General features: G+C 51.4%; 19 protein-coding genes. 10 read left to right on the top strand and 9 right to left on the bottom strand.

Features of this window, described 5'->3' with window-relative positions; translation table 11 throughout:
* Nucleotides 1-212: 212 nt before the first annotated feature.
* Entirely contained in the window at nucleotides 213-1874 is a 1662-nt protein-coding gene (locus tag ACH5Y9_RS11330; protein ID WP_445369690.1) for an ATP-binding protein, read from the top strand.
* 260 nt (nucleotides 1875-2134) lie between these two features.
* On the opposite strand, the gene ACH5Y9_RS11325 is transcribed toward ACH5Y9_RS11330, so the two are convergent.
* Entirely contained in the window at nucleotides 2135-2341 is a 207-nt protein-coding gene (locus tag ACH5Y9_RS11325; protein ID WP_033158060.1) for a hypothetical protein, read from the bottom strand.
* A gap of 430 nt (nucleotides 2342-2771) precedes the next feature.
* Here ACH5Y9_RS11325 and ACH5Y9_RS11320 point away from each other — a divergent pair, with 430 nt between their 5' ends.
* The 5 genes from ACH5Y9_RS11320 (at nucleotide 2772) to ACH5Y9_RS11300 (ending at nucleotide 8422) form a co-directional block, all read left to right on the top strand.
* Nucleotides 2772-3734 (top strand): PQQ-dependent catabolism-associated beta-propeller protein, encoded by a 963-nt coding sequence (locus ACH5Y9_RS11320; protein ID WP_445369689.1) that lies wholly within the window; start codon nucleotides 2772-2774, stop codon nucleotides 3732-3734.
* The gene (locus ACH5Y9_RS11315) at nucleotides 3731-4468 is read left to right on the top strand and encodes an ABC transporter ATP-binding protein (RefSeq protein WP_445369688.1); all 738 of its coding nucleotides are present in this window, start codon (nucleotides 3731-3733) and stop codon (nucleotides 4466-4468) included. Before ACH5Y9_RS11320 ends, ACH5Y9_RS11315 begins: the two co-directional genes overlap by 4 nt.
* Nucleotides 4465-5274, top strand: a complete 810-nt coding sequence (locus ACH5Y9_RS11310; protein ID WP_205454064.1) for an ABC transporter permease — start codon at nucleotides 4465-4467, stop codon at nucleotides 5272-5274. The genes ACH5Y9_RS11315 and ACH5Y9_RS11310 overlap by 4 nt, the downstream gene beginning before the upstream one ends.
* A 349-nt stretch (nucleotides 5275-5623) precedes the next feature.
* Complete coding sequence (locus ACH5Y9_RS11305; protein ID WP_101055750.1) at nucleotides 5624-7198, top strand: peptide chain release factor 3; 1575 nt, start codon at nucleotides 5624-5626, stop codon at nucleotides 7196-7198.
* A 276-nt stretch (nucleotides 7199-7474) separates the two neighbouring features.
* Nucleotides 7475-8422: a histone deacetylase family protein gene (locus tag ACH5Y9_RS11300; protein ID WP_445369687.1), complete on the top strand. Its 948-nt coding sequence runs from the start codon at nucleotides 7475-7477 to the stop codon at nucleotides 8420-8422.
* A 26-nt stretch (nucleotides 8423-8448) separates the two neighbouring features.
* Here the strand turns inward: ACH5Y9_RS11300 and ACH5Y9_RS11295 are convergent, their stop codons facing one another.
* Nucleotides 8449-8940, bottom strand: a complete 492-nt coding sequence (locus ACH5Y9_RS11295) for a cytochrome P460 family protein (protein WP_445369686.1) — start codon at nucleotides 8938-8940, stop codon at nucleotides 8449-8451.
* 240 nt (nucleotides 8941-9180) lie between these two features.
* Here ACH5Y9_RS11295 and ACH5Y9_RS11290 point away from each other — a divergent pair, with 240 nt between their 5' ends.
* The gene (locus ACH5Y9_RS11290; protein WP_445369685.1) at nucleotides 9181-11256 is read left to right on the top strand and encodes a carbon starvation CstA family protein; all 2076 of its coding nucleotides are present in this window, start codon (nucleotides 9181-9183) and stop codon (nucleotides 11254-11256) included.
* A gap of 148 nt (nucleotides 11257-11404) precedes the next feature.
* On the opposite strand, the gene leuB is transcribed toward ACH5Y9_RS11290, so the two are convergent.
* Entirely contained in the window at nucleotides 11405-12511 is a 1107-nt protein-coding gene (gene leuB / locus ACH5Y9_RS11285; protein ID WP_445369684.1) for a 3-isopropylmalate dehydrogenase, read from the bottom strand.
* Between the two features lie 710 nt (nucleotides 12512-13221).
* Between leuB and ACH5Y9_RS11280 the strand changes: the two genes are divergently transcribed.
* Together ACH5Y9_RS11280 and ACH5Y9_RS11275 are read left to right on the top strand one after the other, a co-directional pair.
* Entirely contained in the window at nucleotides 13222-13668 is a 447-nt protein-coding gene (locus ACH5Y9_RS11280; protein ID WP_445369683.1) for a hypothetical protein, read from the top strand.
* 353 nt (nucleotides 13669-14021) lie between these two features.
* Nucleotides 14022-15062: an IS481 family transposase gene (locus ACH5Y9_RS11275; RefSeq protein ID WP_445366359.1), complete on the top strand. Its 1041-nt coding sequence runs from the start codon at nucleotides 14022-14024 to the stop codon at nucleotides 15060-15062.
* 345 nt (nucleotides 15063-15407) lie between these two features.
* Here the strand turns inward: ACH5Y9_RS11275 and ACH5Y9_RS11270 are convergent, their stop codons facing one another.
* The 6 genes from ACH5Y9_RS11270 to ACH5Y9_RS11245 form a co-directional block, all read right to left on the bottom strand.
* The gene (locus tag ACH5Y9_RS11270; protein WP_445369682.1) at nucleotides 15408-15938 is read right to left on the bottom strand and encodes an REP-associated tyrosine transposase; all 531 of its coding nucleotides are present in this window, start codon (nucleotides 15936-15938) and stop codon (nucleotides 15408-15410) included.
* Nucleotides 15939-16071: 133 nt separating this feature from the next.
* Nucleotides 16072-16368 carry a VapC toxin family PIN domain ribonuclease gene (locus tag ACH5Y9_RS11265; protein ID WP_445369681.1) on the bottom strand — a complete coding sequence of 99 codons (297 nt, stop codon included), beginning with the start codon at nucleotides 16366-16368 and terminating at the stop codon, nucleotides 16072-16074.
* 84 nt (nucleotides 16369-16452) lie between these two features.
* Nucleotides 16453-16596 carry a hypothetical protein gene (locus tag ACH5Y9_RS11260; RefSeq protein ID WP_445369680.1) on the bottom strand — a complete coding sequence of 48 codons (144 nt, stop codon included), beginning with the start codon at nucleotides 16594-16596 and terminating at the stop codon, nucleotides 16453-16455.
* Between the two features lie 231 nt (nucleotides 16597-16827).
* On the bottom strand, nucleotides 16828-18375 hold the full coding sequence (locus ACH5Y9_RS11255; RefSeq protein WP_445369679.1) for an alpha-isopropylmalate synthase regulatory domain-containing protein: 1548 nt from the start codon (nucleotides 18373-18375) through the stop codon (nucleotides 16828-16830).
* Nucleotides 18376-18808: 433 nt separating this feature from the next.
* Nucleotides 18809-19330, bottom strand: a complete 522-nt coding sequence (locus ACH5Y9_RS11250) for a DUF1097 domain-containing protein (RefSeq protein WP_101055547.1) — start codon at nucleotides 19328-19330, stop codon at nucleotides 18809-18811.
* A 325-nt stretch (nucleotides 19331-19655) separates the two neighbouring features.
* Entirely contained in the window at nucleotides 19656-20477 is an 822-nt protein-coding gene (locus tag ACH5Y9_RS11245) for a hypothetical protein (RefSeq protein WP_445369678.1), read from the bottom strand.
* Nucleotides 20478-21057: 580 nt separating this feature from the next.
* Between ACH5Y9_RS11245 and ACH5Y9_RS11240 the strand changes: the two genes are divergently transcribed.
* On the top strand, nucleotides 21058-21816 hold the full coding sequence (locus ACH5Y9_RS11240) for a class I SAM-dependent methyltransferase (RefSeq protein ID WP_445369677.1): 759 nt from the start codon (nucleotides 21058-21060) through the stop codon (nucleotides 21814-21816).
* Nucleotides 21817-21963: the final 147 nt, after the last annotated feature.

The raw sequence follows: 21963 nt of genomic DNA, 5'->3' as shown, positions 1-21963 counted from the left end.
CAGACCGTATGGCTTTGTCAGTCAAAAGTGCCAAATGTTCAACGACTTACTCTTACGAGCCTAGCGCCATGTTGTCGCGTTTGTAGCGATTTGTTTGCCATTTTGGCGCAAAACCGCTGTGCTGTCCCAGGTGGTTGCATAGATTGCTCTGGACGGGACGGGCCGTAAAAATCGTCTAAGCTTAGCCCAGCGGCTTTACCAGAGAGAACATCATGACCCAACAAACGCAAAACATCCTGATCGGCCATTTAACCGAAGTCAGAGGCGACGGTATGGATGCCCGTATCACTGAAGAACATTCAACAGCGGCGCCCATCATTAAACTGGGCGACGAGGAAATACTGGCCGGCCATATCGGTTCGTATGTGGTGATTAGGCAGTCGCATATCGGTGTGTTGGCCTTGGTGTTCAAGATGTGGGAACGGGATCGTTTCGACAGCGCCGGCAACCGTTTTACCGACCGTTTCATTGCGTTGATTCCGGTCGGCGAGTTGAATGAAAATAACGTCTTCATTCGCGGCGTGCGCCACTACCCGACGCCGGGCGCAGCCGTTTATGCGGTTGGGCTCAGTGAAATCAACGCGATTTTTTCCAAATTTCGCGATTACGAATTTTTTATCGGTCAGCTGGCCAGCCATAAGGATTATCATCTTAGCCTGGACCCACGCGCACTGTTTGGCCGGCATTTTGCCATTATCGGCCAGTCCGGTTCCGGTAAATCCTGGACCGTCACCAGCTTGATTCAGCATACGATGCGGGCGATGCCGAAAACCCATATGATCATGCTGGATCTGCACGGCGAATATTGCTGGAAACGGCCTGATGGCAGCATCGAATCGGCGTTTCCCGACGAGCTGGTCAATTACGTGGATGCAATGGATTTGGAGATGCCTTACTGGATGATGTCTTACGCCGAATTGGTGGATTTGTTCATCGATAGAGACGACAGAGGCGCTTCGATGCAGATGTCTTTCATGCGCGAAGTGTTGCAGCAGTTGAAACGCAAAGAGGCCAAAGCCATCGGCTTGACCACCGTTTCGATAGATACGCCGATTTATTTTTCGCTGGCGGAAATGTATATGCAATTCAAAGCCGCCAACGAAGAGCGCAAGGATTTCGGTAAAACCAAGGGTGCTTTATTCGGCCAGTTCGACGAGTTTCTGGTGACGATGCAGAGCCGTTTCAACGACGTGCGTTACGACTTTTTGTTAAAACCCAAAAAACGCAACAACTCGGCCAGCATGGCGGATTTGCTCCGGCAATTCGTCGGTCTGGGGCAAAAAAAAGCCAACATTACCGTGGTCGATCTTAGCTCCGTACCGACCGACGTGCGGCCGGCGGTGTCCGCGCAAGTTGGGCGGCTGGCGTATGAATTCAACTACTGGAATCCGCGCCGCCGCGAATTTCCGATTACGCTGATTTGCGAAGAAGCGCATGCCTATATCCCGCGCGAAAAAGGCGGGCAATTCGACGGCACCAAGCGGATGATGGAGCGGATCGCCAAAGAAGGCCGGAAATACGGGGTCTCTATCGGCGTGGTCAGCCAACGGCCGACCGAACTGTCGGAAACCATGCTGGCGCAATGCAGCTCGTTTATTTGTCTGCGTACCACCAATCCGGATGACCAGCATTATATTCGCGGCCTAGTGCCGGAGGCTGAAGGCGATTTGGCCGACATTCTTAGTTCGCTCGGCCGGGGGGAAGCGTTAGTGCTCGGTGAGGCCGCGCCGCTGCCGACCCGGGTCCAAATCTACCGGCCCAATCCGGAGCCGAAAAGTAACGATGTCGATTACTACACTAGCTGGCGCGAAGGACCGGATGACCTGGATGTGGAGGATATTGTCGCGAACTGGCGGACGCAGAATCGGCTTTAAAATCAGGGTGTCTGGGGGGTATCTCGTGGTTTCTATTCCAGCTAGGAAGAAGAGGCCCTATGAGATGATCGTTAACAATTGATCGCCAAGCTCGCCGGGGGTAAGTCAGTCATGTCTATGCTGTTCGTTTTTGGGATCGGGCCACAGCAAGTTCGAATGCTGCGAGCTTAGTTTGGGGGTTGTAGCGGGCCGGCGTTGCTTTTGCAGATAAGATCATCTCTGCGCAACAGTGATTGGTCGGGAAACCGACAGTAATCAACTCAAACCAAGTCACAGGTATCAAAAAACAGTTCCAATCTATCCAGCTCACAGTTGGCTAACTCCAGTGCGGCATCGAAGGTTTGAACATCATCGGCTTGCGCCGCGATGTCCAGCATCAGATCGCACATGCTTCCGGTTTTAAGCAGAGAATCATGCTTTTTTCCAATGTTTTCCAGTTGGTCTTCCGTTATTAGGTAAATTTTCATTTCTATGTCCTTGGCAGCCTGAATTTAACAGCAATTGATCTTGTGTTTCCAAATTAAGATTTTTGGCAACTTCCTCTGCCGGTTTTTGCGATGCAAATAACAAATGGCGAGTGTTGTGTATATCTTCGCCTTGACAGTAGCTGATCCGGTATTGTTCTAGGGTACAGGGTGCAGCGTTTTTTACCCGCGGTGGCGATATTTAATGGTCGGATAAATTAGGATAATTTCCCTACGCGCGAAGGGATGTAATCCCGTCGAGCTTCGGGTTAAACTTCCCAACCGCAGGGGAGGGCATTGCTTATGATAGGCCGTGTTAGCGGGTTTATATCTATCCCTCTCCGCTGACTACATCGATTTGTTGGTGAAGCGTTATCTCTCGTTACACTAAATAGACCAGTAAAATGACATCAGGCATACCAAGGAAAAGTTTATGCACCCGATAAAAATGGCCGGAATGGCCGCCATCTTATTTGCGACGGCCACGCAAGCCGAAACCTTATTCGTCACGCTGGAAAAAGATAACGCAATTGCGGTACTCGATCCCGTCGAAGGCAAACTAGTCAAAACCGTACCTGTTGGTCAGCGGCCACGCGGCATCGCGATTAGCAAGGATGGCAAGACGCTGTTCGTTGCTACCAGCGACGATAACACCATCCGCATGATCGATTCGGAAACACTGAAGGAAATGGGCAAATTGCCGTCCGGTGAAGATCCGGAAACCTTTGCGCTGAGCCCGGACGGCAAATTCATGTATGTTTCCAATGAAGATGATGCGGAAGTAACGGTCATCGACATCGCCGCAAAAAAAGCCGTTGGTAAGATCAAAGTGGGCGTGGAGCCGGAAGGCATTACGGTCAGCCCCGACAACAAATGGACCATCAGCGCCTCGGAAACCACCAATATGCTGCACTGGATCGATACCAATAGCCGGCAGATTTTGGATAACACGCTGGTCGATCCACGGCCGCGCGCGGTGACATTTACCGACGATAGCCAGCAATTGTGGGCTACTTCGGAAATGGCCGGCACGCTGACCATTATCGATGCGGCCTCCAAACAGATCGTGCAGAACATCAAACTGGACGTTCAAGGCGTCAGTAGCGATCAGATTCAGCCGGTGGGCATCGCGATTGATAAGGAACGCCGCTACGGTTATGTGGCGATGGGACCTGCCAATCGCGTCGCGGTGATCAACGCCCAAACCTATAAAGTGGAGAAGTTTTTATTGGTTGGGCAACGGGTTTGGAATCTAGCGTTTTCGCCGGATCAAAAGCGTTTGTACACCACCAATGGTGTCAGCAACGATGTTTCGATCATCGATCTGGAAAACCATAAAGTGACCAAATCGGTGGCTGTGGGCCGTTATCCCTGGGGCGTGGCGGTTAAACCATGACCGAGATTGCCTTAGCGGTTGAAAACTTGAGTTTTGCTTACGGCGCGAAAAAGGCGCTGGATGCCGTGAGTTTTAACGTGCAGTCCGGCGAATGCACCATCTTGCTCGGCCCTAACGGTGCAGGCAAAAGTACGCTGTTTTCCTTGATCACTCGGCTTTACGATGCCAGGGCAGGGCGCATCGAGCTTTGCGGTTTTGATCTTAAAAAGCAAAGCCTGCAAGCCTTGGCGCGCTTGGGTGTGGTGTTTCAACAGACTACGCTGGACCCTGACTTGTCGGTGACGCAAAACCTGCGTTACCACGCGGCCTTGCACGGTATAGGACGCAAAGCCGCCGACAAACGCATTCAAGAAGAGTTGGAGCGTTTGGCTATGTTCGAACGTCGCGGCGAAAAGGTCAGACAATTGAACGGCGGCCACAAACGCCGGGTGGAGATCGCCCGGGCCTTGTTGCACAAACCCAGTTTGCTTCTGCTGGACGAGCCCACCGTTGGCCTGGATATGCCCAGCCGTCAGGCTATTGTTAGCCATGTACATGACTTGGTGAAACAGCAAAATCTGGCCGTGCTGTGGGCCACGCATTTGATCGACGAAATCGCCGCCGATGATAGCTTGATTGTTTTACACAAGGGGCAGGTCAAAGCCAGCGGCAAACTCTCGGAGATATTGCAGACCACCGGGTGGGCCGATCCCGGCCAGGTATTCCAAAAACTGACTCAGGGGCCGCAAGCATGAGGGTGTTACATTACTGGCGGGCAACGCTTGGCATCGTCGGCCGCGAATTGCTGCGCTTCTTACATCAGCGCGAACGCTTTGTCTCCGCTTTGGTGCGGCCGCTGGTGTGGCTGTTCGTCTTCGCCGCCGGCTTTCGCGCCGCGTTGGGCATAGCCATTGCGCCGCCCTACGAGACTTATATCCTTTACGAGGTTTACATTACCCCCGGATTGTTGGGCATGATCCTGTTGTTTAACGGCATGCAAAGCTCGTTGTCCATGGTTTACGACCGGGAGATGGGCAGTATGCGTATGTTGATGGTGTGTCCGTTACCGCGCTGGTTTTTATTGTGCAGCAAACTGATCGCCGGTACGGCGGTGGGCGTGCTGCAATCCTACGCCTTCCTGGGCATTGCCTGGCTTTACGACATTCAGGCGCCACTGATGGGCTATGTCTGGATTTTGCCGGCACTGGTACTCGCCGGCATGATGTTGGGGGCATTGGGTTTGCTGCTGTCTTCGTTCATCAAACAATTGGAGAACTTTGCTGGGGTGATGAATTTCGTAATTTTCCCGCTGTTCTTCATGTCCACCGCTTTGTATCCGTTGTGGAAGATCAAGGAGTCCAGCGAGTTGTTGTCAACCCTGGCGCAATACAACCCGTTCTCGCAAGCGGTGGAGTTGATCCGTTTTGCCTTGTACGAGCAGTTTAATCAACAGGCCTTACTCTTTACCGGCGCGGCGTTTTTGCTGTTTATGGGCGCGGCGATCATGGGCTATAACCCAAGTAAGGGTATGATGGTTAAAAAAGGTGGTGGTGGCGATTAATAGCGAATTGGCCGAATATCCCCCTAGATGGCCGGCCAATCTCCTGAAGCTAAGCCTTGTGTGTAGAACACCGATAGCCATGGGCTGTTTCACCATTCGTCCTGCGATAAACCAAGCTGCGCATGGCAAAAACCAACCGATAATCTAAGTTGACGACCCGTTTTTATGACCCCTTGGGTTAATTTTAATTTGCGGCAATTTGGGGATTCGGACGACGTCATCGCCTGGGAAGAATCTACGATATAATTCCATGATTTTCCGGCAACACCTAGCGCATTGCCGGAAGTGTACTTTTAATTTTGTGTGCGTCACCGCGTACACAACTATGCAAATTCAAATAAAGCAATCAATGGAATTTCCTGAATACAAGCGACGCCGCACTTTTGCCATCATCTCCCACCCCGACGCCGGTAAAACCACCATCACTGAAAAATTGCTGCTGTTCGGCGGTGCGATTCAGTTAGCCGGCTCGGTCAAAGGTCGCAAAGCGGCGCGCCATGCCACCTCCGACTGGATGGAGATGGAAAAAGAGCGGGGGATTTCCGTGACCACCTCGGTGATGCAGTTCGAGCATAACGATTGCATTATCAATTTGCTGGACACCCCAGGCCACGAAGACTTTTCCGAAGATACTTACCGAACATTAACAGCGGTAGACTCGGCGTTGATGGTGATCGACGTGGCGAAAGGCGTAGAGGATAGAACCATCAAATTGATGGAAGTCTGCCGGCTACGGGATACACCGATCCTGACCTTCATCAACAAGTTGGACCGCGAAGGCCGTGAGCCTATCGAACTGCTCGACGAAGTCGAAAGCGTGCTGAAAATTCAATGCACGCCGATGACCTGGCCAATCGGTATGGGCAAGCGCTTTAAAGGGGTTTATCAGCTGTATAAAGACGAAATTTTGCTGTTCAGTCCGCACCACGGCGGTCGTATCGCCAAGGCCGAAGTCATTAAAGGCTTGAACAATCCCAAGCTCGACGAATTGCTGGGTTATCAGGCGGAAGAATTGCGCGACGAGATTGAATTGGTAAAAGGTGCCAGTCACGAGTTCGATCACGCGAAATATTTGGCGGGTCAACAAACCCCGGTGTTTTTCGGTTCGGCGATCAATAACTTCGGCATCATCGAACTGCTGGACGCTTTTGCGGAATACGCCCCTGGCCCTAGATCACGTCAAGCCGAGCAACGCGAAGTGATGCCCGATGAAGAAAAATTCACCGGCTTTGTGTTTAAAATCCAAGCCAATATGGACCCGGCGCACCGCGACCGTGTGGCGTTTTTAAGAATCTGTTCGGGCAAATTCGATAAAGGCATGAAGGTCAATCATGTCCGGATTGGTAAAAACATCCAGGTTGCCAACGCCATTACTTTTCAAGCGGACAGTCGTAAAAACGTCGAGGAAGCTTATGCCGGCGACATCATAGGCTTGCATAACCACGGCACTATTCAGGTCGGCGACACCTTTACCCAAGGCGAAGTCTTGAAATTCGGCGGTATCCCTTACTTCGCGCCGGAATTGTTTCGCCGCGTGGTATTAAAAGATCCGTTGCGTGCCAAAGCACTGCAAAAAGGTTTGATTCAATTGACAGAAGAAGGCGCTACTCAGTTGTTCCGCCCGCTGAAAAACAATGACTTAATCCTCGGTGCGGTCGGTATTTTGCAGTTTGATGTCACCGCCCATCGTCTCAAAAACGAGTACAACGTCGAATGTGCTTACGACGTTTCGCCGATCAATACCGTACGTTGGGTCAGCGCGAAAAATCCGGCCAAACTGGAAGAGTTTAAGAACAAGGCCTTCGAAAACCTTGCTGAAGATGGTGGTGGCTATTTGGTTTATCTAGCCAGCAGTCGGGTGAATTTGCAATTGACCGAAGAACGCTGGCCGGACATTCATTTTAGTCAGACCAGAGAGCTTTGAAAGCTGATTCAAAGCCAATCTTTTAAATCCAAATCATGCGGAATCGCTTGAGGCCAAGCGATTCCTGCACAGTTTTTTCACGGCCGACACCATCACCCGCAGCCGTTGATTGTCCACGAAAGACCCCGTGCCGCTATCTCCCAGCGCAAAAACTCAGATCAATAAAAAATAGGCTAAACACTTAATATTTATAGATATATTTGCACAAGGGATATACACTGCCGAAGCCAATCCGATAAAGATACGACTTTAAGCAACATCCGCAGGAGTAAGCTTATGCGCACACTTTACTATAGTCACCCGGATTTTTTGGGCCACGACACCGGCGTAGCCCATCCAGAGAGCATTGACCGGCTGCATATGATCGAACAAGCCTTGTCGGCACCCGAATTTGCGCCATTGCAAAGAATCACAGTCGACATTCCCGCCGACATTCTCGATAAGATTGGCCTGGTACACAGCAAGGCCATGATAGCGAAAGTGCTAGCAACCATTCCTGAACAAGGTTACGCCAATTTTGACGCGGATACCGTGGTATCGCCCGGCTCCAAACCTGCAGCTCTGCGGGCCGTGGCCGCAGTGTGCGATGCCGTCGATAGAATTTGCACCGGCCAAAACGCCAGGGCTTTTTGCTCCACCCGCCCTCCCGGCCACCATGCCATGCCGGATTATGCGATGGGATTTTGCCTGTTCAACAATATCGCCATTGCCGCCGAGTATGCCCGCAGCCGCTACGGCCTGACCCGAATCGCTATCGTGGATTTTGACGTGCACCACGGCAACGGCACCCAGGCGGCTTTTTGCGAACAGCCGCAAGTGCTGTATGCTTCCAGCCATCAATGGCCGCATTACCCCGGCAGCGGCCATCCCTCGGAAAGCGGTGTCGGGAACGTTATCAATATTCCCCTGCCCACCGGCAGCGGCGGCGAGGTGTTTCGGGATAAATATCGCCAGTCCATTTTGCCGGCAGTGAAAACCTTCAAGCCCGAATTGATTTTGGTTTCCGCCGGTTTCGACGCCCATAAAGACGATCCTTTGGCATCGCTGGACCTAGTGGAAGACGACTATCGCTGGATTACCGACGAATTGCTTTGCATCGCCGATGCCTGCTGCCAGGGTCGAATTATTTCGGCATTGGAAGGCGGATACAATCTAAGCGCATTAGCTAACAGTGTTGCCGCTCATGTCCGCAGCTTGATGGGCAGCCCAATCAGAGGCGAATGAACCGCCTCTCGTCTCAAATACCGCGTTTATTGGAGATTAGGTAGGGTATAAACGTAATCGCTGTCTTTCATGGGCATATGGCAAGCAAAACAAGGTGCGGATTTTTCCTGATCCAACATTTTTAAAGTTTTACCTTCCCAGATACCAAAGCCCCAACCGCCGGTTTCAGCGTATTTCTTGCTGTCTTTCACCATCGCTTCCGCCGCAGTGAATTCGCCTGGCACAGTCGCTTGTTCCCAGTTCGGATGCTTTCTTTCGCCCCACTTAATTTTGGCGATGATGCTGCCGTCCGGCCAAGGTTTGACTTTACCTGCACGCGCGGCAGCGATAGCCACATGGTTACCGACAATGGCCCGCATGCTGTTTTTATCGTGGCGTAAAGACACTCCCAGCAAACGCCAGTCGCGGTATTCGCCATGTTCGGGTTTAGCAGTCGGTTGGGCTTCCGCGAAAGCCAGGCTAAACGGCATTAACGCCACCGCTGCCAAACATAAGCCGCTAAAAATAGTTCTGTTCATCTTCTCGTCCTCCTTTATCTCTAGTGAATACAAGCCATTATTATACGCTGGCAGCTTAGCGGCTAACGCTTGTTCAATCCAGCTGAATCAAACCAGTCGATGACAATCGCGAATTAGCGGTAAAACCTGGAAAAACAGCCTGTTTCAAAGCGAATCCGCCAACAGCAATTGACGCTGACATGCTACCATTTTGCCAACTCTATCACGCAGTACACCGATTACAATCCAAAGGAACCCGCCATGTCTGGCCCCAACAAACAAGTACCGTCCATTTTTTTCTGGGCTTGCGTCGCTCTGACTGGCGCCTTCGCCGTCGGCGGCATTGCTTTGCAACGCGGTGAAAGCATCAATAGCATGTGGTTGATCGTCGCGGCGCTTTGCATCTACGCGCTGGGTTATCGTTTCTATAGCGCATTTGTCGCGACCAAAGTTTTGGTATTGGATCCAAGCCGCGCCACTCCCGCAGAGCGTTTCGACGACGGCCGCGACTTTATGCCTACCCATAAATGGGTGGTATTCGGGCACCATTTCGCGGCAATCGCCGGCCCCGGCCCTTTAATCGGGCCGACCTTGGCCGCCCAATTCGGCTACCTACCCGGTACCTTGTGGATTTTGATCGGCGCCGTATTAGGCGGCTGCGTGCAGGATTTTGTCACTTTGTTCTTCTCGGTGCGCCGCGACGGTCGCTCACTGGGGCAAATGGCCAAGGATGAACTGGGCAATATCGGCGGCACGGCCGCGATGCTGGGCGTGATGGTGATCATGGTAATTCTGATCGCGGTATTGGGCTTGGTGGTGGTCAATGCGATGAAACACAGCCCTTGGGCTACGTCCACTGTCGCCGCGACTATTCCGATCGCGATGTTGATGGGCTTGTATTTAAATCAGTTGCGGCCGGGCCGGGTCGCCGAAGCCACGCTGATTGGCGTGTCCCTGTTGATTTTTGCGGTACTGGGTGGCGGCTGGATCGATGAGAATCCGACCATCCGTGGCTGGTTCGATTACGACGCACCGGAACTGGCTTTGATGGTGATCCTGTACGGCTTTGCGGCTGCGGTACTGCCGGTGTGGCTATTGCTGGCGCCTAGAGATTATTTATCCACCTTCATGAAGCTGGGCACCATCAGCGCGCTGGCGGTCGCTATCGTGGTGCTGCGCCCGGAATTGAAAATGCCGGCCCTGACCCAGTTCATTGACGGCAGCGGGCCTATCTTCGGCGGCAAACTGTTTCCGTTCGTGTTCATCACCATCGCCTGCGGCGCCATTTCCGGCTTTCATGCGCTAATTTCCTCAGGCACCACACCCAAACTGCTGGCTAACGAGCAAGACGCCCGTTTCATCGGCTATGGGGCGATGATGATGGAATCCTTCGTCGCCATCATGGCGATGATTGCAGCATCGGTGTTGGAGCCTGGCGTGTATTTTGCGATCAATAGCCCGGCCGGTATCGTGGGTAAGGAAGCGGTGGACGCGGTGGCCAAGATCAGCAGCTGGGGCTTTCCGGTGAGCGTCGACCAAATGCAAACCCTGGCCAAAACCATGGGCGAATCCACCTTGTTTGCCCGCACCGGCGGCGCACCATCGCTGGCGGTGGGCATGGCCAGTTTGTTTGCGCAAGTATTCGGCGAGCATCTACTGGCGGCCTGGTATCACTTTGCCATCATGTTCGAGGCCTTGTTTATTCTGACTACGCTCGACGCCGGCACCCGCGTCGCCCGCTTCATGCTGCAAGATATTCTGAGCAATGTTGGTTTGCCTAAAACCAACAGCTATCCCAGCATACTGCTGACCAGTGCCGTGGTGGTCGGGGCTTGGGGTTATTTCCTGTATATGGGCACTATCGATCCCTTAGGCGGCATCAACAGCCTCTGGCCGTTGTTCGGCATCGCCAACCAGATGCTGGCGGCAATAGCCTTATGTGTGGGCACCACGATATTGGTGAAGTCGGACAAGCTGAAATATGTGTGGGTCACGGCAACCCCCCTGGCTTGGTTGATTGTCGTCACCAGCTCCGCCGCTTGGGAAAAATTGTTTGCCGCCGATTTGCGGGTGGGATTTTTATCGCATGCCGCGGATTTATCCGCCAGACTCGCCAACAGCGCTCTCCCTGCCGAGCAAGTCAAAAATGCACCGCATTTGATTTTCAACGACTACTTGAACGCCGGTTTAACCAGCTTATTCATGCTGATCACCTGGCTATTATTGGCAGACACCCTGCGGGTGATCTATTGCGTCATCGCCGGCAAAAACCACCCGCAATCCAGCGAATCGCCGCATATACCCAGCCGTTTGGTTGAAGAGTGGGTAAGGGATTAAAGCATTTGCGAAAAAGTAGGGATCGTGGCGGATGCTGTTTTAATCACACGCGCTTGGCGCTTTTCCGCAAACATCAGCAACTGGGATACGAGGCTTGTAGAAGCAAAGATAACGCAGCCTAAGCCGCGTATCGTATGGCAAGCCCTTATTAGACCTTAGGCATTTCCCGTAGCTTTGCCACCACTTTGTCACCAAATTCAACCGTACTGATCATCGTCACGCCGCTGCCGGGTTTGGATAAGTCGGCGGTAGAGTAGCCGTCGGCAAACACGCCCTGCATCGCCGCCCAGACGTTTTTCGCTTCCGCTTCCATGCCAAAACTGTTTTCCAGCATCATGGCCACCGAACCGATCATCGAGTAGGGATTAGCGATGTTTTTGCCGGCGATGTCCGGCGCTGAGCCGTGGGATGGCTCGTAATAGGCTTTTTCCGGACCGATACACGCTGACGGCATCAGGCCCAGCGAGCCCAAAATGCCGCCGCCCTGGTCGCTGAGAATGTCGCCGAACATGTTTTCCATCACCATCACGTCGAACTGGGTCGGTTTCAGACACAGTGCGGTCGCGGCCGAATCGACGAGATAATTGACGACCTGAACGTCCGGGTATTCTTTGGCGACTTCTTCCATCACCTCGTTCCACAATACGCTGGATTTCAGCACATTGCTTTTATGGATGTTGTGCAGCAACTTGCGGCGTTTTTGCGCCAGTTTGAAGGCCTGGTGCATGATGCGACGAATTTGTTCCTCGTCGTATTCCAGGGTTTCGCGCACGTAACGCAGGCCTTGCTCGTTGACTCCCGCTTCTTTTTGGCCGAAATACAGGCCGCCGACCAGCTCGCGCACCATAATCAAATCGATGCCATCGCCGATCACTTCCGGCTTCAGCGGCGAGAAATGCGCCAAAGACCTGGGCAGGAAAACCGGGCGAAAGTTGGCGTAGGTGTTATAGCGGCGGCGTAGCGGCAACAGAGCACCACGCTCCGGTTGTTTGTCGACCGGGATTTTCTTCGATTCTTCGTGATTCAAGCCTATCGTGCCTTTCAGGATGGCGTCGGCCTGGTCGCAAATGTCGATGGTGGCTTGCGGGAAAGCATCGCCGGTTGCGAAATAAGCGCAGGCGCCGAACAAAGCCGGCATCAGCTCGAAGCTAACGTCGTTACGTTCTTCGATGACTTTCAAAACCTTAATGGCTTCCGCGGTGATTTCAGGGCCGATGCCGTCGCCGGCCAGAACTGCGATTTTGTAGTTTTTCATGAGATGGTGAGTGCTGAGTGATTAAAGCGTTAAATCAGGAATTTCTATCGAAAAATAAACAGCGGATTTTAGCAGATTGGTTGCGATGCTTCCCCCGAAAAACAGCCGCCCGGCAAACCTAGGCAAAACCTAAATGGAATGGGTTTTGTAAACGTTTTTACTGAATTACCGGGAAGCAAAACCGTTGCTGCAGGGTTGAATAGCCCGTCGAGCTGTTGGATATGGCGGTAATTCGAGTGATTTTCTCAAACGTTCGAGCTCAGAGCCGCAAGGTTTTAGAAATTTTCCGGAACGGCCGAGCTCCGGACTCGAACGATCAAGAAATTTTCTAAAACGCTGCAGTTCTAAACCAAAACGTCCGAGCTTTTTTCTTGATCATTCTCCCTAAGAACTACATCGCTCGAGTTCTGAGCTGAAACGTTGGAGTTATTTTGTCCAATGACCGAGAAAAAAGCTTGGCCGATGGAGAAAATATGTTCAACGGCCGAGTAAAGCGATGGCAAAAAGATAACCAGCAGCCGGCTTATTTGCCGCAGCGCACGTATTCGTCTTTATTGTCCCCAGGCTCCTACATGAGGACTCAGCGACAGACGCTCTGGCTTCCCAGGCATTATACCGCTGGCGCGGCACGGCTGTAGCGTGATTGGTGGTATATTTCGTATGATTCGGTTATTGCACTTCATTAATTACCTCTACGTTTCTAAAATCTAATGAAATTAAAATTGGAGAAATTAGCTAGTTGGATCGACACATCAATTGAGACTGAAGACATCCAAAGTTTAAATTCAGCACTGGCAAATATTGAAAGTTTCGATAGGAAAACGCTGACTGATTTAGAAAATGCTACCTTAGACTTCTATACAGCGAACGTTTTTTCCTGTTTAAGACAGGCGAGTAACGATAGAAAAGATTTTGCTTGGGCTAATCCGAACGTTGATAACGAAATTTACTTCCTTAGGTCAGCACTCAATTATCTTAGAAACTCATCGACAAGGGAAATTGGCACCGATCTTAAGCTACGTATTACAACCAATCTTGCCAATGTACTTAATCATGTTGGTCGTTTTACTGAAGCTATAGAATATTGGGATCAAGCAATTTCTGATATACCTGAATTCTCAATGGCAATTGGGAATCGAGGTATGGCACTTTTTTGATATTCGAGATTTATCGAAGATCCAGAAACTCAAGCACTATTTCTTAAGAGTAGTAGAGTCGCTTTTTGCAATGCTTTGTCATTGGGAGTAGAAAATCATGCCAAAGCTCCAATGTTAGAGTTACTCGAACACTTAAATAAATTAGCAAATTGGGATGAATTAAATCCCGGCTTTTCGATCTTTGGTGGAGAAGATGAGCTTGAAAAGGCTTACAGAAAATGGTGTGTTCAGCATCGACTTGTCTTAAACTGTATTAGTCACGACTTGATCTGACACATCGACTTGAAAAGATGAGAGTTACCGGTTTTGATAGGGGTGTCGAATCCTTACACAAAACACAAAAGGTAACTCTCATGATCCATACAAACAATCCGATCATTAAACACAAAGCGGGGCTGTTAAATTTAGCCCAAGAACTGAATAACGTCTCCAGAGCCTGCAAGGTGATGGGTGTCTCGCGCGATACGTTTTATCGTTATCAAGAGCTGGTAGCCGAAGGTGGCATTGATGCCTTAATCGACAAAAACCGCCGGTCTCCGAATCTGAAGAATCGCGTCGATGAAAGCATTGAGCTGGCAGTGAAAGCCTATGCGGTTGAGTGGCCAGCGCATGGACAGCATCGAACCAGTAATGAACTGCGTAAACAAGGGGTATTCGTATCCGGCAGCGGCGTTCGCTCCATCTGGTTACGGCATGACCTGGAGAACTTTAAAAAGAGGCTTAAAGCACTGGAAGCCAAGGTAGCCGCCGAAGGGTTAATGCTGAGCGATGCGCAGATTGCGGCGTTGGAGAAAAAGCAGCAGGATGATCAAGCCTGCGGCGAAATCGAAACAGCCCATCCCGGTTACCTGGGTTCGCAGGATACCTTTTACGTTGGCAACCTCAAAGGGGTTGGGCGGATTTACCAGCAGACTTACGTGGACACCTACAGCAAAGTCGCACACTGCAAACTGTACACCACCAAAACGCCGATTACTGCCGCGGATATCCTGAATGACAAAGTATTGCCGTTCTACGAAGCCAACGCATTACCCGTTCTACGCATTCTGACGGATCGCGGCACAGAATATTGTGGCAAGGTCGAACAGCATGATTATCAGCTATACCTGGCGATCAACGACATCGACCATACCAAAACCAAGGCCATGTCACCGCAAACCAATGGGATTTGCGAACGCTTCCATAAGACCATCTTGCAGGAGTTCTATCAGGTCACGTTCCGCAAAAAGCTCTATAGCGACCTGGATCAACTCCAAAAAGATCTGGACGAATGGCTGGTTTATTACAACAATGACCGAACTCATCAGGGCAAAATGTGCAACGGCAGAACGCCGATGGATACCTTGCTGGATGGAAAACAGATTTGGGCTCAAAAAAATCTGAACCAAATCTAATCTGACAGACACCCCGCAAAAACGGTAACTGTCAGATCAGGTCTGAGCTAATACAGGTCCGCAGTACTTTAATTTATCTTACAGCAGCGGTGGCTCACGAAGAATCAAAGCGAACAGCGTCAATCTCCTCAGGAATGATTGCTCATATGCCAATAATCCAAGTCGAGGATATTTATCGAAACTAACAGCCTAAAGTCAATTCGTGCTCTGCAATGTTTGATAGTCCGCTAAAGCACTCGACCAGAATCGCCAAGCGTTTGTCCAGCGCCCACAGCTTTGCGCCGGATTCATTTCATCGTTCCCACGCTCCGCGTGGGAACGCAGCCTCGGACGCTCCAGCGTCCATCACCAAACATCGATCTCCATCAACCCCGCCAAGCCTTCATAGTCGGCGGCACTGGAATAACGCCAATGCTGCGGTAAGTTGACATAACCGCGCTTGACCGGGTTGGCGTGGATGTAGTCCAGCTTCTGCCGCATCATCGCTTCGTTCAAAATCATTTCGGCATGTACGCCCTCTTGCCAGAACTGGTATTCGCGATCCCGTTTATGTGCGGCTTTGGCAAAATGCAGGCGTTGCAACAGGCGCTCGGCTTTTTGCTGCTGGAGGTGGTCAATGATCCGGCGGGCGGTATACGCTTTGAAGCTGGCAGCGCATTTGTCGAGTTCCGGGGCTTGGGCGATAAAGTGCAGATGGTTTTCCAAAACCACGTAGCCGTAGAGTTTTAAACCTGCGTGTTGGCGTTGGTATTGCCAACTATCGAGGACGATTTGCACGGTTTCCGGGCGGGTAAACACGGCCAGCCATTCCACGACGGTGCAGGTCATGAAATGGGGTTTGTCGGCTTCGATGATGAGATAACGGCTTCTTCCCATGCTTTACCTTGATTCATAAAGACGCCCGAGCGTCCGGGGCTGCATTCCCACGCGGAGCGTGGGAACGATGATAAATCACGCAGCCGTAGCTCGTAGCGTGCGGTGAGGTAACGAACCGCACGGAACATGTAAATCAATTCGTAGTCGGCGATATTCGATAAGCCACACCAAACCGCTCAGCCAGTTTCGCCAACCGCTTGTCCAACGTCCACAGCTTGGCGCCGGGCGTAATCAAAACCGAGGCTAGCAACTGCAAATCGATTAGTCCGCAACCCAAGCCATATAGCGCTTCACGTTCGATAAAGTCTTCCACTTCCTGCAAACCAGCTTGATTGCAATACCTTAATTGGCGGAGGTTGTTCAGAGTTTGAGTTCTCGGCGCGGGTGGCGCGCCAAAGGCCAATTGTGCAATGATCAGAGGGTGAATCAAGGCCGAATCGGAAAGCAGTAACCGAACCAAATCCTCGTTACGATTTTTGAAATGGGTTAACCCAAACCGAAGTATCGACCAATATCATGCGGACGAGTTGGTTTGGCCGCGTTCTCGGGGAATATCAGTCATCTCCGGTAGGCTCCCGCCCAAGGCAGCTAAGCGTTTGGCGGCCTGAACCCATACAAAGGTTTTCATCGCTTCCCGGAAGATTTCGGCTTTATCCATGTCCGGGTCGGCCATTTTCAGGGCTTTTGGTATAAGGTGTCGTCAATGGTTACGGTGGTCCGCATAGTATTTTCTCGATATAAATTATGATGGCTTGCTGTATCAAAATTTACTATGTGGATGCCTTAAATTCGGTACAACTCGACGAGCGGATTTTCCTCGGACAATGACTGGGTTAGGGATTGAAGGCGTTTGCTTTCGGCTTGGCAGGCTGTCCTGCGGGCCGCTCATCTAAGCTTGCGGGCTATTGGCCTTTTCATGCAACTGGATGTTGATCAACTTGATGGTCGCCAAAATGCCGGCAAATACCTGGTTGACGTGTACGCCGCGGGTTTTGCGCAGTTCGGTGCCGCAATCCCAGGTAATCACGCATTCGGTCAAGGCGCTGGTGTGGCCGCCTTTGGGAATGCGGATTTCGAAATCGGCCAGCGTCGGTAAGGTGTAATCGTAATGTTGCAATACCTTGCCGATGGCGTCGATAAAGGCGTCGAAACCGCCGCTGCCGGCCCCGGTGGTCTGGTGTTTCTCGCCTTTGACATCCACGCGGATACTGACCGTAGACGGCAAATCCAGACCGCTGTTGATCGAGCAAGCCAGTAATTTGATGTGCTGATAGCTCTTGCTTTCCAATACGTCGGCGATGATGAACGGTAGGTCGTCGGTGGTAATGGTTTGTTTGGAATCGCCTATGCTGACGATGCGCGCCAGAACCTTCTTCTGGTCTTCTTCCGACAGATCCAGCTCCAGCTGCTCCAGATTTTTTTTCAAGGAGGCTTTGCCGCTCATCTTGCCCAAGGCATAACTGCGGATACGGGAAAATCGTTCAGGGCCGAGCTTGGTTTTATACAAACCGCCTTTCTGGTCGCCATCGGCATGGATGCCGGCAGTTTGGGTGAACACGTCGGCACCGACGATGGGCGCATTGGCGGCGACGCGCTTGCCGGAGAAGTTTTCCACCATTTCGCTGATGCGCACTAAATGGCTCTCGTCCACGGACAGTTCCATCGCCATTTTATCGCGCAGTACCACCGCTACTTCGGCGATGGAGGCGTTGCCGGCCCGTTCGCCCAGACAGTTGACGGTGCAATGCACCGCGCTGACGCCGGCCCGCACCGCCGCCATCACGTTGGCGGTCGCCAAGCCGTAATCGTTGTGCGGATGGAAATCAAATTGCAGGGTTGGGTAGCGCTGGCACATATCGCTGAAGCTGGCGAAAACTTCGTCAGGCGACATCACGCCCAAGGTATCGGGCAGCATGAAATGGCTGATCGGGGCTTGTTGCAAGCGTTCCATCAAGCCGTAAACATAATCCCGGCTGTCTTTGTAGCCGTTGGACCAATCTTCCAGATAAACATTGATTTTCAGGCCTTGCTGGTGGGCATAGGTAATGGTTTGCAGCACATCGGCACTGTGTTGTTCCAGGGTTTTGCCGAGCTGTTCGCGGCAATGTTTTTCGCTACCCTTGGCCAGCAGATTGATCACGCTACCACCAGTCGATTTGATCCAATCGACGCTGCGGGTATGATCGACAAAGCCCAAGACTTCAACGCGCTCGGCAAAACCTTCGTGCCGTGCCCATTGATTGATCAGGCTGACGGCTTCCTTCTCGCCTTCCGAAACCCGCGCCGAAGCGACTTCGATTCGGTCAACGCGCAAAAACTGCAATAAAGCTTTGGCTATGCTGACTTTTTCCATCGGCGTAAAAGCCACGCCCTGGGTTTGTTCGCCGTCGCGCAGCGTGGTATCCATTAACTGGATGTGTCTTGAATGGGTAGACATGATTTTTGTTGTTCTCGATGCGTCCTGTAGCGGTATCTGACCAAGCTAACTTCGTAGACAGGGTAGAGCGATAGCGACACCCCGTGCGTCTTTAAAAAATGGCCTTTGTGCATAAGCTGGTCGCGCGGCTTATGAGCAATCTGATTGCTTATTCCGAAAGAGACTGAGCTATGCGTAACGTGCCATTTTCGCCTAAAACAGAATGAATTGGCAATTTGCGGCTAATTCCGGGGCTGCGAGCAGCGAAATTCAGGGGAGGGAAATCGGCACTCGCGTTCCTCGCTGGGAGCCGGAGAGTTCTGAACGGAACGATGATTAAACGACCGAAATTTTTTTGATAGTTAGGCGGAGTTTTTACATTCCGCCTATTTTTGCCGAACAATCGGAGTGGGTGTTTGCCGGTAACCCCGACGGGTTCAGCCTAAAAATGTGGTTACTCTTTAGTCCACTTAGCCGCTAATTGCGCGGAAAGCTGACCAAAATAAGTACCCACTACAATTGAGATTGAAATCACCAGCAAAGGATTGCTCAGCGATGCGCCGAACAAGACTTCCTGTGTCAACTTGTCCGGTGTTTGCAATAAGTAGGCAAACGTGGATGAATAGCCTAAGACGCTGGCAGGAATGGTTGCCAATTGCGGAAAATTGGCGGCCAGGCACATCACCACGACCGCAAAAGTCACAGTAATGGCGGCCATTGTTGGAAAACCTAAGGCAGTGTCCGGCGAAATCCCGGTCAAGATAATCGCCGTTACCCAGGCCATGAATACGCCGAAAATCCCGCAGACGATAGTATTTTTTAAGGCTTCCTTGGTCGCACCCAAGAAAAAATAGGCTGCCCAGGCAATGGTGGCTGCCCAGATAAAGAACACGCCGCTAGCCGGTCCCACCGCCAAAAATGTGGCTACGCCCGCCAATACGCCGATGCTTAAAGAAAGTGCTGTAAGTTTGTCCATGTTTGTCCCTCTGATATTGCGCCTCATCGATAGTGGTTTGCTCGATGATGCATTGAGGCTGCCCTGCAAAACCGAAATCCATTTACGGCCAAGCAATCCCGCCTCGACCGATTTAAATGGTAGCAGAGAATAGCCTCCAGATACCAATCCTCGGCTGGTTTAAACGCATGCACTGTTATGGGGTTTGATCATTTCGACCAGCGGAAGTGTCAGGTAATGCCGGCGCGCAAACTAAACTATTTGGCTGCAAACCTCCAAACCGCCAGTATATATAAGGGCTGGCGGTTTGGAGTATTTGCGAAGACAGACGTGCTTTAATTAAGACTCAGACAGACCGCGTAAAGATAACGGGCCGGCGGTAGCCGACAAAACCGAGCAGGCTTGAACCAAATAACCAAAACGCGGCGGGCACAGGCACGGGAGCTGCGACGACTGTCCGCGCAAATTTCTCTGAGCAAGTTGGATCGGGTTGCGCTGCACATGCGGTGCTGGCGATTTCCAGGCTACCGTCGGCGTTAACAAAGTCCTCCAAAATCGGATCTCCGTTCCCATCCAGAACCAGTGCACCGTGTTCATCTAATTTCGGAGCCCTAACCGTACCGTAAAAATATAAACTCAATCCCGCCGTATAAAACTCGTATTCGCCGGCTGCGGCTGCGCCATTTTTCGGGGTAAATTCGCCAAGCAAATACTCAACGCTATCGCCAGGGTTTAAGGCGATATTCTGCTTACTTAGGATACTGTTCGGGCTGGAGTCGAAATTGAATTCGTAAGGTCCGGAAGAGCAGCTATCGGCCAGAAATGTACCGGCACAACCAATAGAAGTACTCAAAGAAATACTATCCACGGTGATAAGTACGCCATTGTCTATGTATCTGCTTTGGCTAGTGTTTGAATCATAGTAAGTAAAGCTGCTTGGGTAGTTGGCCGGATTGATGCCAAACGGCGGGTTACCGCCACCTGTGCTGGAAAAAACCAAGGGATCCGATGTGGCGTCCAAACTTAGTTTCAACCAAATCGGAATGTTATCGGTTGCAACGACAGTGCCCGTAGGTTGAACAAACGACAGACTACCGCTGTAGGCCGCCTGAGCATTGGGTAGCCAAGCCAACGCCAACGTGGAAACAACAAATCGTAATTTAGACATAACGTATTTCTCCAATTTAAAAGCGCTTGAAAATCATTTTCCCAAGAGGTCTAAACCTTTAGTTTGATGACCAATTCAACCCGTCAATATCGTCGCTCTCATGCAGCATGCAGCATGCAGCATGCAGTCCAGCGGTTCAAGTAGATTAGCACCGCGGCAGGCGGCAACGAAGAATGCCGGGAATTTAAGGGCCAAGCCAGTATTCTAGGCAGAGAGCAGACTACATGGGTCAGATCATAACAAAATATTGTCGGGTTTATATGACAATAACGCTGTATCGAATTAGCGGCAGCATGTCCGCCACATTCATCGAAATCCGGTGACGCTGGCTGGGTTGGAACGCTTAAAGATTGGCCCCATTCGCGTTTTGAAACTTAGCGTGTTGACTGCGATTTATCGAGGTTAGCGGCTAGAGAACAACACGAAGGATACCAGCGTTTGGGGAAGTGGGTGGCTCGGTATCCGTAGCGCGTTTATCTGATTATAATTTCAGAGCAAAAATACGAAATCCACACACTCCTTCCTGCCCGCTGCAATCAAGCACCAGCGCGTATTTATTAAACAAACCGGGATGCTATTTATGAATTCGAATGAAAATGCCGTGATGCCTTCTTTAACCGCACAGAATCCGTTTACCGGCCGCATCGGTGAAGAGTACGATTTTCTCGGTATGATGTGTCCCAATGTCGTGGTGCTGACGCAAAAGCTCGGCGAGACAGTCGCCGCATGGCATCCCGGCAATAGTCTACAGGGGCTTGAGATCGGCTGCGGCACAGGATTGAGCACGCTGTCCTTGCTTACTCAGCGCGAGGACCTGCATCTGCGCGCTTTCGATGCCTCAGCGGCAATGCTTACGCAGGCGCGCGCGAATTTGGCGGAGTATGTGGACAACGGTCGTGTCGAATTCATCGAGAGCGATGCGCTAGCTTTTTTACAGCAGCAACCGGACGCCAGCGTTGAGGTTGTGGCCTCGAATTATGCCATTCACAATTTTCTGAATGACTATCGGGATCAAGTCTTTGCCGAAATCTGGCGCGTGCTTAAACCGGGTGGATTGTTCGCAAACGGCGACCGCTTCGCTATCGATGATCCCGCGCGGCATTTGGCTTCCACGCAAGCCGACATTCGCCACTGGTTCAAGACCTTTGGGGAACTGCAGCGTTACGATCTTCTGGAAGATTGGGTGGTACATTTGCTGAGCGACGAATCGCCGGACCACATCATGCATGTGCCAGCCGTCATATCCACCCTGCAATCTCTCGGGTTCAGCGATGTGCATTCGCCTTATCGTGAAGGCGTGGACATGTTGATGACCGCGATAAAGCCGAAATTGGCTTAGTTTTTTTATCGGTCATCGTTTCCGTGCTCCGGCGCTGCGTATCGCTGGAGCACGGAAAAGATAACTGTTGGGGAGATTGAGTTCAAAGACAATTCAGAGCGCTCAGAAAGGCGCCCGATAACGAATTGGTAAAACACAGTCGGTTAC

Source organism: Methylomonas sp. BW4-1 (assembly GCF_052474385.1).
Note: the sequence above shows the minus strand (reverse complement) of the source record. Positions and strands in the feature narration are given on the sequence as shown.